Origin of the sequence: Leeuwenhoekiella palythoae, assembly GCF_020310025.1 — a bacterium.
Lineage (GTDB): Bacteria > Bacteroidota > Bacteroidia > Flavobacteriales > Flavobacteriaceae > Leeuwenhoekiella > Leeuwenhoekiella palythoae.
The window spans coordinates 1452462-1468242 of sequence record NZ_CP084318.1 but is presented as its reverse complement, the minus strand read 5'-3'; the positions used below and the strand labels follow the sequence as shown (position 1 = coordinate 1468242).

The window sequence follows — 15781 nt, the reverse complement described above, 5'->3', positions numbered from 1 at the left end:
TTTAAGAATACGATTTCGTAATAAGTCATTCCGCTTGACGCAAACGTTTTCAAAAAAAAGTGAGTCTTAAAACAGAAACAAGCATTAGCAACTATTTAATGAATGTAAATTTTATGAGAGAACTTTTCAAAAGCTTAAGGTTTTTGCTCTTTATGGTTCCTGTAGCACTCTTTGCGCAAAACTCAGTAACGGGAGTAGTGACCGAGAAGGCAACAGGAATGTCTATTCCCGGAGCAAACATCATTGTACAGGGTACCAGCAATGGTACTACTACAGATTTTGACGGAAACTACACCATCAACAACGTGAATGAAGGTGATGTTTTGTTGTTTTCGTTTTTGGGCTTTACCGAGCAACAAATCACGTATACCGGGCAAGCCACAGTAAATGTCGCGTTAGAAGAAAACCAGACCAGCCTAGATGAAGTCGTGGTTATTGGTTATGGTAGTGTGACCAAAAAAGATGCGACTGGTGCAGTAAATCAAGTGTCGACCGAAGATTTTAATAAAGGTCAGGTGAACACCGCTGGGCAGTTGATCACCGGTAAGATTGCCGGGGTTACAGTAACCTCAGGAGGTGGAGCACCTGGTGAGGGGCAGAACATCAATATACGAGGTATTGGTTCGATTTCTTTAAACAGTTCGCCTTTGTATGTTGTTGACGGGATTCCGTTAGACAACAGCAATGTGGGTGGATCGCGTAACCCGTTAGACTTTATCAACCCGGCCGATATTGAAAGTATGACCGTGCTTAAAGATGCATCTTCAACGGCGATTTACGGTTCGCGAGCAGCAAACGGGGTGATTTTGATCACAACCAAAAAAGGAAAAGGAACCGAATTCAAATTCAACTACAGCGGTGCAACTACGGTGTATAGACCTACAAATTATGTAGATGTGATGAATGGCGATGAGTTTAGAACGCTGGTGAACAGAGTTGGAAATGATGCGGCGAGAGCGCGTTTAGGAAACGCTTCTATAAACTGGCAAGAAGAGATCTATACTGAGGCGATGGGTGCAGAGCACAACATCAGCACCACCGGAAATGTAGGTAATTTTATGCCGGTACGTGCCTCATTAGGGTATACCAATCAGGATGGGGTTTTACGTGGTGATAACTTTACCAGAACTACAGGTTCGGTAAGTTTAAGACCTAGTGTACTTGATGGTTATTTAAAGGCTGAAATCAACGCCCGCGGAATGTACACCGAAAACGAATTTGCCAATCGTGATGCGATTGGAGCTTCGGTAGATTACGATCCTACAAAACCTATCTATAGTGCAGATTCACCATTTTCAAACTACAACGGGTGGTATATTTATAATGCTGAAGCAGATCGCTTTATTCAGAATAGCCTTTCCCCCACAAACCCAATCGCGTTGATCAATGAAAAGGACGATTCTGCAGAGATCAGAAGATTTATAGGAAATGCTAAAATTGATTATAAGCTGCATTTTTTCTCAGATATCACCGCTACGGTTAACATTGGTCTAGACAAAACCAATAGCCACGGAAGAACTATTGTTTCAGAAAATATGCCTTCTTCGCAATTAGATTGGAATGGTTCATATTCTAATTACATCAACAGGGCAACTAACCAGCTTTTTGATGCGTATTTAACGTACGACAAAGATTTTGGGAAGAGTTCGTTAAACGCTGTTGCCGGTTATTCTTATCAAAGTTTTGAATATGATAACTACAGCTTTGATAGCGAAGCACAAGAAGAAGGTAATGATGCCGAATTTATTGATAAATGGAGAAGCACCCTACTTTCTTATTTTGGTCGTGCAAACTATAACTATGACGATCGCTATTTATTAACCGCTACGATGCGTGCGGATGCCTCTTCTAAGTTGAATCCGGATGATCGCTGGGGATATTTCCCATCATTTGCAGTAGCTTGGAATATCAACAATGAGGATTTCTTCAATTCTGAAACCATCAACCAGCTGAAATTACGCGTAGGTTATGGTGAGATCGCTAACGTAAACGGTCTTGGAGATTATCTTTTCTTGACCAATTATACCGGAAGTAGATCAAATGCCAACTATCAGTTTGGAGATACTTATTATCAAACCTATCGTCCAGATGCGTACAATGAAGATTTGCGCTGGGAAGTAGGTAAGACCTTTAACGCGGGTATTGATTATGCCTTATTCAACAACCGTGTAACGGGTTCGTTAAACGCTTATCTTAAGAAAACTGAGGACCTGATCAGTTTTGTAACGGTAGATCCATTTACCAATTTCTCTAATAAGATCAACAAGAATATTGGAGATATGGAGAATAAGGGTATCGAGTTTGAACTGAACGTAACTCCAATTCAAACTGAAGATTTTACTTGGAGAATAGGCTATAACGTTGCTTATAACGATAACGAAATCACTAACCTTCCTGATCAAGTTGAAGTAGGTGGGATTTCAGGAGGAACCGGTAATACCGTGCAACTTCACAAAGAAGGGTATACTCCGTTTAGCTACTGGGTGTACAAGCAAGTGTATGATGATAATGGTCGTCCTATTGAGGGTGCTTTTGTAGATCGCAACGGTGATAATCAGATCAATGATGATGATCGCTACTTGTATAAAGATCCGTTTGCAGATGTTACAATGGGGCTTAATACAAACCTTAACTACAAGAGCTGGGATTTGGCGATCGTAACGCGTGCGAGCTTAGGAAATTATGCATACAACAATATGGCTTCGAGCAGATCGTATGAAGTACGTGCTACCGAAAATAGCATTCTCACCAATTTACACAGAGATTATTTCAACACAGGTTTTCAGACCATTACAGAGTCTAGTTTGCAGAGTGATTATTACGTGCAAAACGCCTCGTTCTTTAAACTTGATAACATAACCCTTGGGTACACGTTTCCGCAGTTATTTGACGATGCTTCGTTGAGACTGTATGGTTCTGCGCAAAACGTGTTGATCATCACCGAATATGACGGATTAGATCCTGAAATAAGCGGAGGTATCGATAACAACTTCTACCCAAGACCACGAATTTTCACATTTGGTGTAAATCTAAATTTCTAAAAAACTATGAAAATGAATTACATTAAAAAAATAGCGCTTCTTATTCCTACGCTTTTGCTCATTGCGTGTCACGATGATTTAGATCAGACACCCATTGATCCAGATAGTTTTACTGAAACTAACGTGTTTGCAAATGCTGACGAAGCAAAAGGAGCTTTGGCAAAACTATATGCCAGTCTTGCGTTAACCGGTCAGCAAGGACCTGCAGGACAAGCCGATATTACAGGTATTGATGAAGGTACTTCACAATACTCGAGATTATTATTCAGTTTAAATGAATTAACCACAGACAATGCGGTGGTAGGTTGGGGAGACCCCGGTTTGCCTAATCTTCACGCAATGAACTGGGGTGCGGGTAACGACTTTACTACCGGTATGTATTACCGTCTGGCGCAGGAAGTTTCGTTTACCAATTCGTTTATTGAAAATGCACAGCTGTTAAACGATAATGCTGAAGTTGAGGCGTACATCGCCGAAGCGCGTTTTCTAAGAGCTTTTGCGTATTTCAATTTGATGGATCTGTTTGGCGATGTGCCATTAGTGACTGTAGTTTCTACAGATCTACCTGAGCAAAGTACGCGTTCTGAAATTTTCAATTTTGTTGAAGGTGAACTGCTTGAAATTCAAGATCAGTTAAAGGAAAGCGGAGCTAATGAATATGGGCGTGTTGACCGTGTTGCAGCCTGGGCGTTACTTTCTAAATTGTATTTGAACGCTCAAGTTTGGACGGGTACAGAACGGTATACTGATGCGATTACGTATGCTGAAATGGCGATCAACTCAAGCTACAGCATCAATACAACAGATACTAACGGAAATGGTTCAGCCTACGACGAACTCTTCTTAGCTGATAACAATTCAAACGGAGCACAAAACGAATTTATTTTCGCTCTCAATTTTGACGGAAACAATTCACGTACCTACGGTGGAACCACCTTTTTAGTTCACGCTGCAATTGGTGGCTCTATGGATGCATTCAACTTTGGTGTGAATGGCGGATGGAGTGGTCTACGTACGACCAAAGCTTTGGTAAATAAATTTGATGCTTCAGTGACCGAAATTGATGCTGACGGCAATCCTACCGCTTGGGCAGACTCGCGTGCGATGTTCTACACAGACGGGCAGAGTTTTGAGATCAACACCATTGCTAACCAATTTACAGATGGCTATGCGGTAACAAAATTCACCAATATAGATTCTAACGGCGCTGCCGGAAGCGATACCGGTGGGGATTTTGTAGATACTGATTTGCCTATCATCCGCCTTGCGGAAATCTACCTTACCTATGCAGAAGCCGTGCTTAGAGGCGGTGCAGGAGGTGATGTGAATACCGCTGCAGGATACATCAATGAGCTGAGAGCACGTGCCTATGGCAACACCAGTGGAAACATTACAAGTTCTGCATTGACATTAGATTTTATTCTTGATGAGCGCGCTCGCGAACTGTACTGGGAAGGACAGCGCAGAACAGATTTAATTCGCTTTAACGATTTTACTACAGGCAATTATCTATGGCCATTTAAAGGCGGTTCGCGTTCAGGAACGGCGGTAGATGAGTTTAGAAACTTGTTTCCGTTGCCAAGTAATATAATATTGATTAACACCAACCTTACTCAAAATCCGGGGTACTAATACATAAAAGAAACGATGAAAAATTTAACACTTGTTTTTATTGCGCTTATCGCAGCTTTAAACTTTACAGCTTGTACAGATGATGACGGTTTTACATTTACTGCAAAGCCAGATCCTGAGGGGGTAGTTTTTACAAACTCAACACTAGAGACTTATAATTTGATGGCTTCTAGTTCAGATAATTTAGCAGAACGTTTTGTGTGGAATGAAGTAGACTTTGGTGTACAAACTCCGGTGAATTATGAGATTCAGGGTGCTACAACTGAGAGCTTTGAGACTTTTTCTGTTATTGGTGTGGGAACACAAACCAATCTTCCGGTAACGGTAGGTAATATGTTGAGTTTAGCGCGTGAAGCCGGTTTGGATAACGATCCGCTTACTCCTGAACCTAACACCGGGACGATCTACTTTAGAGTGCGTGCTTATGTAGGTGCTGATGCAGGAAATGTGGTAGAACAATTTTCTGATGCATTAGCGATTTCAGTAACCCTTCCCGAAGCTGAAGAAGAGGAGGAGATTCAATTGCCTCAAATCTTCGTCGTAGGTAACTTCTTAACTGGAGGTGGTTATGGTTCTGACTGGACTCCTGCTGATGCAGTTCCGCTTGCCGCTTCTGCTGAAGGAAACACAGATTATGAAGGTTTTGTTTTTGTAAACTCAGATACTCCTGAACTTAAATTCTTACCTACTAACGAAAGTTTTGACGGGGATTACGGAGATACCGGTGAAAATAACGGTGACTTTTCAGGAACTATCGAGCAAGAAGGTGAAGTAAATGCAGGAACTCCTGACGGAACCGGCGGCTATTACTTGATCAATGTAGATACCGAAGCATTAACCTATGCGATGACTAAAACCAGCTGGGGAATCATTGGTAACGCAACACCAACAGGATGGGACAGCGATACCGATATGGTTTACGATCCTGCTACAAAAATCTGGTCACTTACCTTAGATCTTACCGAGCAAGAAGCTCCTGATAACGGTATCAAATTCAGAGCAAATGATGCTTGGGACTTAAACATAGGTGATAACGATGCAGACGGAACAATGGAGTTTGGTGGTCAGAACATCGGTATTCCAGAAGATGGGAATTATACCATCACGCTTGATTTGAGCAATCCAAGACAATACAAGTACTCGATTACTAAAAATTAATCACCCATACGTGCTGATGCTGTTTTAGGCATCAGCTTGTTTTGAAAATCTTATAACTATGAAACAGTATTTTTTTAAATATCCGTTTCTGCTTTTGCTGTTGCTTGCTATCAGCATAAGCTGTTCATCAGACGATGATACAGCGGTAGAGGCAGAAGAAGGTCAGGAAACCCCGGATCCGGTAGCGTATCAGGCGCTTAATTTAGCCGAGTATGATAACGGAAGCCGCGTGATGATGCAAGCGTTTTACTGGGATGTAGAACCGCGTTTTGAATGGTGGAACACCCTTTCTACTCAATTAGAAGATTGGAGTGCAGCCGGAGTCAATCGTATCTGGTTACCGCCGGCGACCAAGGGTCAATCAGGTGGATACTCGATGGGCTATGATGTTTCAGATTATTTTGATTTTGGAGATTATGAGCAGCACGGTACAGTGGCAACACGCTTCGGGACACGTACTGATCTGGAGAACCTTATCGCTACCGCACACGATAACAATATTGAAGTGATCGCAGATATCGTGTTGAATCACAATTCGGGTGGTGGCTTAGAGTACAATCCGTATCGCGGTTATGATACGTACAGTCTTTTTGATGAAACACACGGGAATGCTTCGGGTATGTTCAACAGAAATTACGAAGATTTTTATCCAAATAGTGTGAGTAATTACGATCCGGGCAGCTTGTTTTATGCGGAGACCAATCTGGATCATCACAGAGAGCGCGTGCAAAACTGGCTTTGGAAAGATGAGAATTCCGTAGCAAAATATTATAAGAATGTGATGGGCTTTGACGGCTGGAGATTTGACTATGTTTTAGGATTCGAGTCATTTGTGATCAAAGATTTCTTGGCGGAAGTTGGTGGTTTTTCTGTGAGCGAATTATGGGACGGCGACCCTGATCTTATTCGCGAGCATATTGAAGCTACAGGAAGTGGTGCATTTGATTTTGCAGCCTTTTACCGTATGGAGCAGGCGTTTGATCGTTACAGCGATTTGACCTATTTGACCAGAGATCAGGTTTGGCAAACGCATCCTGACAAGGCAGTGACTTTTACCGCAAATCACGATACCGAAAAAGACGGGAACATCGATAACTACATTGAGCGCGAAAACAAACTCAAGGCGTATGCATTTATTATGACGCATCCCGGATATCCAACCTTGTTTTATTCAGATTACCAAAACGAAGCTTTTAAAGCGCAATTGGATAAGTTAGTGAGTATTCACAATTCGCTTGCTGTTGGAGACCTAGAAGTACTTTATACCGATGAGGATGAGTATATCGCAAAGCGAAAAGGAACCGACGCTAATCCCGGTCTTATCATTTATATCACGACCAATACAAGTACTAAGCGCCGTACTATAAACACGGGATGGAGTAGTCGTCAATTGATGGATTACACGGAAAATTCAACTTACTATCCGGCGACAGCCGAAGATGGAAGCACCCAGCTGGAAGCTCCGGCAAACGGTTACGCGATCTGGTCTGTGATGGAAGAGTAAACGCTTTAATACAGCGTATGTGAGTACAAGAAGAAATCCTTCAGCCGGATATTATCCCCTAAAATATTCGGCTGTTTTTTTAATTCAATTCCTATGAAACTTTTTTTTAATTCTATTCTCTTTTTGTTCCTGTTTAGCGCTCCATTGTGTGCGCAAATAGATCGGGTAGAGCCACCGTACTGGTGGGCCGATATGGAAACTTCTGAAGTGCAAATTCTTTTTTACGGAGAAAATATTGCAGCCTACGATGTTTCCACCGATGATGAAGTGATCATCACAGGTATTACTAAAACTGAAAATCCCAATTACCTTTTTGTCACTATCGAAACCGATGGACTTCAGGCGGGAACGTTTCAGTTTAACTTCAGTAAAAAAGGGAAAAAGTCGTTTATGCGACCTTATGAATTAAAAAAGCGCGAAGCAGGTTCGGCACAGCGCCAAGGTTATGACAGCAGCGACGCGATGTATTTATTAATGCCCGATCGCTTTGCTAACGGAAATCCGGATAATGATTCTGTTGAAGGATTAACCGATACCTATGATCGTGAAGCAAGCGGCGGTAGACACGGCGGCGATTTACAGGGGATTACAGATCATTTAGGCTATCTCGAAGATTTAGGGGTGACTACTATTTGGAGCACGCCTTTGCTTGAAGATAACGACCCGGGATATTCGTATCATACTTATGCGCAAAGTGATGTATATAAAATTGATCCGCGCTACGGAACAAATGCAGACTATAGAAAGCTCGCAGACGAACTGCATAAACGCGAGATGAAGTTGGTGATGGATTATGTGACCAATCATTGGGGTGCAGAACACTGGATGATCAAAGATTTGCCTACTTATGACTGGATCAATCAGTTTCCTGGTTACGCCCAATCTAATTACCGCATGGAAACGCAATACGATATGCACGCGGCAGAGCGTGATCAGCACTATTGTGTAGATGGCTGGTTTGTAAAAACAATGCCAGACCTCAATCAGAAAAATCCATTGGTGTTGCGATATCTGATTCAAAATGCAATCTGGTGGATCGAGTATGCCAATCTTGACGGATTTCGGGTAGATACGTATAGCTATAATGATAAAGAAGGAATTTCAAAATGGACCAAAGCCATAATGGAAGAATATCCCAATTTCAATATTGTTGGAGAAGTATGGTTACACGATCAGGCGCAAATTGCTTATTGGCAAAAGGATAGTAAAATTGGTGCCATTCAAAATTACAACACCCACTTGCCCTCGGTGATGGATTTCACGCTGCACGACGGCCTCACCTCAATGTTTTCTGAAGGTGTGGGTTGGGATACCGGGATGATGAAAGCCTATAACAACTTTGTAAATGACTTTTTATATCCGGATATCAACAATCTTTTAGTCTTTTTAGAGAATCACGACACGGGAAGGTTTAATGAGATCTACGATCAAAATCTCGACAATTATAAATTAGGGCTTACTTTGATCGCAACCACACGCGGGATTCCGCAGTTGTATTACGGCTCTGAAATAGGTATGCGTGGCGATAAAGGAAAAGGTGATGGGGATATTCGTAGAGATTTTCCGGGAGGCTGGAAAGATGATGCGCAGAATGCCTTTGAAGCAGCATCCAGAACCCAGCAGCAGGAGGCTTTTTTCAGCTTTACTAAAAAACTAATGAATTGGCGTAAAACCGCCAAAGCCGTTCACCAAGGAACCTTGACGCAATTTATTCCTGAAAATGATGTGTACGTGTATTTCAGAATTCTTGGAGATGAAAAAATTATGGTCGTGCTCAACAATAGCTCAAGCGATCAAACTTTAGACTTAACACGTTTCCGAGAAGTTTTGCCTGAAGCCGGCAACGGACTCGAAATTCTTTCTGACCGTAGCATCAAACTGAAGGAAACGCTCGAAGTTTCAGCAAAAACACCCTTGATCATTCAACTAAATTAGAATATATACAATGAGAAAAAACAGTATGTTATTTCTTGCGCTGCTTTTTGTGAGTTTTCAGCTTGCAGTAGCGCAAACCTCAAGCCTTGTTCAACCTGATGTTGCGATCTTTTACCCAAAAGATTTTAAGGCCTATAAAACCCTGCCATCTTTAGCGGTTACGCAAGATGTATCACAAGAAAAACCGCTTCCTGTCAATTGGGCTGTGAAGCCGCAGTTTCTACAAATAGAAGGTAAAAATGCCGTGCAATTTACGTTTCCGGAACACGTAGATCTTTACGGAACCGGAGAAGTATTAGGTGACTTGCGTCGTAATGGAACTGATGTTACCCTATGGAATACCGACAATTATGAATACGGAAAATTTGAAGGAAAGCAATTGTATCAAGCGCATCCTTGGGTTTTGGGCGTTCGCAAAGACGGAACCTCATTTGGTATTTTGGCAGATCACAGTTGGCGCCAGCAGATCGTTCTCGACGATAAAGTGACTTTCATAAGTGAAGGGCCTACCTTTAGAGTTTTGGTGATCGAGAAAGATTCACCTCAAGAGGTGATGAAAGCTTTAGGGGAGCTAACAGGAACGATGGCGATGCCGCCACTCTGGGCTTTGGGCTATCAGCAATCACGATATTCTTACTATCCTGATACCAGCGTAAAAGAATTGGCTGATGAGTTTAGATCGCGTAAAATCCCGGCAGATGTGATCTGGATGGATATCGATTATATGGACGGTTTCAGAGTATTTACCTTTGACAAAGAAGGTTTTCCTGATCCCAAGGGCTTAAATGATTACCTGCACGACAAAGATTTTAAATCGGTTTATATGATCGATCCCGGGGTAAAGCAGGACTCGTTATACACGATTTATCAGCAAGGTACAGCCGGTGATCATTGGGTGCAGACCGCCGGTGGAAAGGAATTTAATGGCGAAGTTTGGCCGGGGCAGGTTGCTTTTCCAGATTATACCCAGCCACGCACGCAAAAATGGTGGGCGTCTTTGTATACCGATTTTATGAATTTAGGTATTGACGGCGTTTGGAACGATATGAATGAGCCGGCGGTTTTTGACGGCCCGGGGGGTTCTATGCCAGATAGCAATTTGCATCGAGGCGGTGGCGCTTTACCTATGGATAAACACTTACGTTATCATAATGTATACGGACTTTTAATGGTGCGCTCCAGTCGTGAAGGAATTATGGCAGTAAACCCAGAAAAAAGACCTTTTGTGCTTTCAAGAGCGAACTTTTTAGGAGGTCAGCGTTATGCGGCTACGTGGACAGGAGATAACTCTTCTACTTGGGAAAACCTTAAAATGTCTATCCCAATGTCTATCAATTTAAGTTTGAGCGGTCAGCCTTTTAACGGGCCCGATATTGGCGGATTTACTAAGAGTCCAACCCCTGAAGTTTTTGCTAATTGGATTGCTTTAGGAGCGTATTATCCTTTCAGTAGAAATCACACCTCAAACGAGACCGAAGCGCAAGAGCCTTGGGCTTTTGGTGAAGAAATTGAGCAGGTATCACGTACAGCGATCAATCGTAGATACCGACTATTGCCGTATTTATATACTTTATTTCACGAGGCTTCTCAAACCGGAATGCCTATTATGCGTCCTGCATTTTTTGCAGACATCACAGATATTTCTTTGCGAGAGGAGCAGCAGAGTTTCCTCTTAGGGGAAGATCTGATGGTTATTCCGCAATGGGCAGAAGATCTTAAGATGCCTCAGGGAGACTGGCAAGATCTTACGCTCGAAGAAAACACAGATAAATATCAGGCTACCGTTAAATTGAGAGACGGGGCAATTCTTCCCGTGGGTCCTGTAATTCAAAGTACCGTAGATTACAGCACTTCAGAAATCACTTTATTTATCAATCTGGATGCCGAAGGAAAAGCTTCAGGAAGTCTTTATGATGATGCAGGAGAAGGTTACGGGTATCAATCAGGCGATTATTCTATATTAGATTTTGAAGCTACCACAGTTGATGGTCAGGTTGAAGTACATATTGAGCAAACTGAAGGTTCTCGCACGATGGATCGTAAGTTTAAAATCGCTTTAGTGCAAGACGGAGCTATAAAGTATTCTGAATGGCAATCTGGTGACACCATTAGATTGAATTAATTTTTGAATTAGATCTAAATCTAAAAGCTTCTCTAACGAGAAGCTTTTTTTATGCTTTGATTTTTATGTTGAAAAATAGGCCACGGCTATTCTGCTTTAATTTTTGAAAAATTCATGGCTTGTCAACGCCTAAAAAATCACTTGCTGACCGATTTTTTTAACAGTTCTGAGAGCTGAAAATCTTCGGTTTTTTGAATTGTAAAAGTGCTTGTATTTTAAATCTTAACATTTACAAAATAGGCATTTAAGATTCTGTATTTCAGTATTTTAAAAAGTTTTCAAAAAAATCATTGATAAATCGTTGAAAACCTTTTATTGCTTTTTGTCAATTCACTTCAGTCGATGTCTACTTTTACTACAGTATTAAAGGCCTGATAATTAAAGGATTAAGTTTTCAAGGCGGCAATAAAAAAGACCAGGCCGCTATACGAACTGGTCTTTATTTTTCTAACCCAAAAACTAAACATTTATATGGATAGCTCAATTTGGGATTCATTTATTGACGTAAAAGAAATTGTCGAATTCGTTTCCTGCGTATTAGCAATTAAATTTTACATCAATATGTATTCAAAAAAGTAGTTGCGATACTACTTCAATCTAAGATAACATTAATTATCTTATTTAAAGGCCTTATCCCAGAGTGATGAGGCCTTTTGTTTTTCAAAGATATAAGAAAAAGGTTGGCACTAAGTTTATCTTAGGTGAACAACTGAATTATTTGTTCACAATTGTTGATGATTTTTTAGTAGAAATTAATTTATTAGGCTTAATCGAAATATGTAATTTTTGTCAACGCCTAAAAAATCACTTGCTGACCGATTTTTTAACAGTTCTGAGAGCTAAAAATCTTCGGTTTTTTGGACTGTAAAAGTGCTTGGATTTTAAATCTTAACCTCTACAAGTTACGTACTTAAGATTCTGTTTTTCAGTATTTTAAAAAGTTTTCAAAAGAATCGTTGATAAATCGTTGAAAACCTTTTGAGCCACACTTCAAATTGTATTGAACAAAATTTAAACTTTACAAGTAGTTAAAAGATACTCACACTCAATTTTTTAGTTGCCTGTTTTTAAGACGGGTGTCGGCTTTTTAGTCGGTGCTGACGTGAGGATTTTTGACTTCAATTTTTACGATATAAGCGTTTCAATAGACATTTTAAGGAGATATCATGAGTTCACAAGAGATTAAAAAAATTATCAAAAGGGATTACAGCACGGCACCTTTTGTATTAGAAAAAATTACGAATGCGATAAGCAATGCGATGGCAGCTTTAGGACACGGGTCTGAGCAAGATGCTAAATTGATCTCAATGCAGGTGTATGAGGCTTTGTTGATCAATAAAGACAGTGAAGCAGACTATATCCCAACGGTAGAGCAAGTGCAGGATATGGTTGAAGAAAAGCTGATGAGCAGTGAATTTCATGATGTGGCTAAAGCGTATATCATCTACCGTAACAAACGTGCGATGGAGCGCAAAACCAATATTTTTGAGAAGCGCATTAACCTTAAACCATACGAGTACCCAGAGCTGAATGAATATGTTGCTGCGATTAGACACTCGTATTGGATTCATACCGAATTTAATTTCACCAGCGATATCCAGGATTTTAAAACCGGTCTAAGCGAAGTAGAGCGTAGCGCGATCAAAAACACGATGCTTGCTATTTCTCAGATCGAAGTTGCAGTGAAAACCTTCTGGGGAGATGTGCACCATCGTTTACCAAAACCTGAGATCGCGGCTGTAGGGGCGACCTTTGCAGAAAGTGAAGTAAGACATCACGATGCCTATTCACACCTGCTTGAGATTTTAGGCCTTAATGAAGAATTCAAAGAGCTTAAAAAGAAGCCGGTAATCATGAAGCGTGTGCACTATTTAGAGACTTCGCTCAAGCACGCTAAAAGTGATGATGATAGAGAATACACAGAGTCTATTTTGCTTTTTGCCTTGTTTATTGAGCACGTATCACTGTTCTCTCAATTCTTGATCATTATGGCGTTCAACAAGCATAAAAATATGCTTAAGGGAATTTCTAATGCAGTAGAAGCGACTTCAAAAGAAGAGCAAATTCACGGAGATTTTGGTGTAGATATCATCAACATCATCAAGAAAGAAAATCCAGAGTGGTTTGATGAAGACCACAACAACTTGATCAAGGACATGTGCTTGAGATCATTTGAGGCAGAAAGCAAAGTGGTAGATTGGATTTTTGAAAAAGGCGAACTGGACTTCTTGCCAAAAGCAGTGATCAATGAGTTTGTTAAAAACAGATTCAACAAATCACTTGAAGCCATAGGTCTTGATAGACTCTTTGATATCGATGAAGCATTACTTCAGGAAACCGAATGGTTTGATGATGAAATTATAGGAACCAAGCACGGCGATTTCTTCGTAAAACGCTCGATCAATTATAGCAAAAGAACACAAAGTATAACCAGTGACGATTTATTTTAAGCCATGAGAGAAAACACTACAGATTTCCAAAACACAACAGAGACCCAAGTTCAACCTTCAAAAGAAAGCGATCTTTTAAAGGCGCGTCGTGACGCATTGCACGATGCTACCGAAAAGACCGAAGAAACAGAAGGATCATTTAAATGGCTTACAGAGCACAGCCGTAGCTTTTTAGCGGCAGGTTACTTATCTGAAGGGGTGAGCGCAGAAGAGCGTATACGTGAGATTGCAGATCGTGCTGAAGAGATTTTAGAAATGCCCGGCTTTTCTGATAAGTTCTACAAATATATGGGCGAAGGCTATTTCTCATTGGCTTCTCCGGTTTGGTCAAACTTTGGTAAAAAGCGTGGTCTCCCTATCAGTTGTTTTGGGTCGCATATCGATGATGATATGGGTAACATTCTATACACACAGTCTGAGGTGGGTATGATGTCAAAACTTGGTGGTGGTACTTCTGGGTATTTTGGAAAAATTCGTCATCGTGGTGCTGCGGTGAAGAACAATGGTTATGCAAGTGGAGCGGTACACATTATGCAGCTGTTTGATAAGATGGTTGATGTAGTGAGTCAAGGTTCTGTGCGTCGTGGTAGATTCTCTCCTTATTTACCAATCAGTCACCCGGATATCAAAGAATTCTTAGAGATTGGTACCGAAGGGAACTCGATTCAGCAATTGACACACGGGGTTACTGTAGATAGCACGTGGATGCAGGAGATGATCGATGGAGATACAGATAAGCGTGAGGTTTGGGCCAAAGTATTACAACGTCGTGGTGAGATGGGTTATCCGTATATTTTCTATACTGATAATGCGAACAACGGAAAACCTGATGTTTATAAAGATAAAGGGCACGATATCTATGCAAGTAACCTGTGTACTGAGATCATGTTACCTTCTAGTGACGAGTGGTCTTTTGTATGTGTACTTTCTTCGATTAACGTATTGCATTATGATAAGTGGAAGAATACAGATGCTGTAGAAACTATGGTGTGCTTCCTAGATGCAGTACTTACCGAATTTATAGACAAACTTGAAGAGTATCGTGATTCAGACAATCGCGATCATCGTCAGACTTTTATGTTTATGGAGCGTGCGTATAACTTCGCAAAATCAAACAGAGCTTTAGGTCTTGGGGTATTAGGATGGCACTCGTTACTTCAGTCTAAGAGACACGCGTTTGACAGCCAGGAAGCTTACGACTTGAACAGTGAGATCTTTAGAGAGATCAAGCAACGTTCTTATAAAGCTTCAGAAGAGCTTGCAGAGAAGTTTGGTGAGCCTGAAGTTTTAAAAGGCTACGGAAGACGTAACGCAACGCTTAATGCTATTGCACCTACTACTTCTTCAGCATTTATTTTAGGACAGGTTTCTCAAGGTATCGAGCCGATCTGGTCTAATGTTTATGTAAAAGATATCGCTAAGATCAAGACGACCATCAAAAATCCATTTTTAGAAGAGCTTTTTGAAGAAAAAGGTATGAATACTCCAGAAGTGTGGAGAAGCGTACGTGATAACGACGGTAGCGTTCAGCATCTTGAATTCTTAACGGAGCAGGAAAAAGACGTATTTAAAACCTATGCAGAGATCGATCAGATGGCGATCATTTATCAAGCTGCAAACAGACAAAACCATATTGATCAAGGACAATCAATAAACCTTTTAGTGCATCCTGATATGCCTATTAAGGAGATCAATAAAATTCATATCACCGCCTGGAAACTAGGTTTGAAGTCGCTTTACTATCAGCACAGTATGAATGCTGCGCAGAAGTTTAAGCAGAAAAAAGAGTGTGTAAGCTGTGAAGCTTAACTAATTGAAGCAACTAAAAAAACCCGCCAATTGGCGGGTTTTTTTAGTTAAATCTTTGAGTGTTTTATACCGTAACCGAATAGAAAAACCTACTGATGACGAGCTCAAAACATTAAATTTACTCGACGAT

Annotated in this window: 8 protein-coding genes; all 8 read left to right on the top strand. The window is 40.9% G+C overall.

All coding sequences use genetic code 11. The features are described from left to right. Nucleotides 1-113: 113 nt before the first annotated feature. The 8 genes from LDL79_RS06080 (at nucleotide 114) to LDL79_RS06045 (ending at nucleotide 15651) form a co-directional block, all read left to right on the top strand. A complete protein-coding gene (locus LDL79_RS06080; protein WP_225599549.1) occupies nucleotides 114-3041 on the top strand; it encodes a SusC/RagA family TonB-linked outer membrane protein in 2928 nt (975 codons plus the stop codon). A 6-nt stretch (nucleotides 3042-3047) separates the two neighbouring features. After that, complete coding sequence (locus tag LDL79_RS06075; protein WP_225599548.1) at nucleotides 3048-4673, top strand: RagB/SusD family nutrient uptake outer membrane protein; 1626 nt, start codon at nucleotides 3048-3050, stop codon at nucleotides 4671-4673. Nucleotides 4674-4688: 15 nt separating this feature from the next. Continuing rightward, nucleotides 4689-5831 (top strand): SusE domain-containing protein, encoded by a 1143-nt coding sequence (locus LDL79_RS06070; RefSeq protein ID WP_225599547.1) that lies wholly within the window; start codon nucleotides 4689-4691, stop codon nucleotides 5829-5831. 58 nt (nucleotides 5832-5889) lie between these two features. Next, nucleotides 5890-7335, top strand: a complete 1446-nt coding sequence (locus LDL79_RS06065; RefSeq protein WP_225599546.1) for an alpha-amylase — start codon at nucleotides 5890-5892, stop codon at nucleotides 7333-7335. A 93-nt stretch (nucleotides 7336-7428) separates the two neighbouring features. Next, nucleotides 7429-9270 carry a glycoside hydrolase family 13 protein gene (locus tag LDL79_RS06060; RefSeq protein ID WP_225599545.1) on the top strand — a complete coding sequence of 614 codons (1842 nt, stop codon included), beginning with the start codon at nucleotides 7429-7431 and terminating at the stop codon, nucleotides 9268-9270. A 10-nt stretch (nucleotides 9271-9280) separates the two neighbouring features. After that, nucleotides 9281-11392, top strand: a complete 2112-nt coding sequence (locus LDL79_RS06055; RefSeq protein ID WP_225599544.1) for a TIM-barrel domain-containing protein — start codon at nucleotides 9281-9283, stop codon at nucleotides 11390-11392. Nucleotides 11393-12558: 1166 nt separating this feature from the next. Continuing rightward, on the top strand, nucleotides 12559-13842 hold the full coding sequence (locus LDL79_RS06050) for a ribonucleotide-diphosphate reductase subunit beta (protein ID WP_225599543.1): 1284 nt from the start codon (nucleotides 12559-12561) through the stop codon (nucleotides 13840-13842). Nucleotides 13843-13845: 3 nt separating this feature from the next. Next, a complete protein-coding gene (locus tag LDL79_RS06045; RefSeq protein WP_072980538.1) occupies nucleotides 13846-15651 on the top strand; it encodes a ribonucleoside-diphosphate reductase subunit alpha in 1806 nt (601 codons plus the stop codon). Nucleotides 15652-15781: the final 130 nt, after the last annotated feature.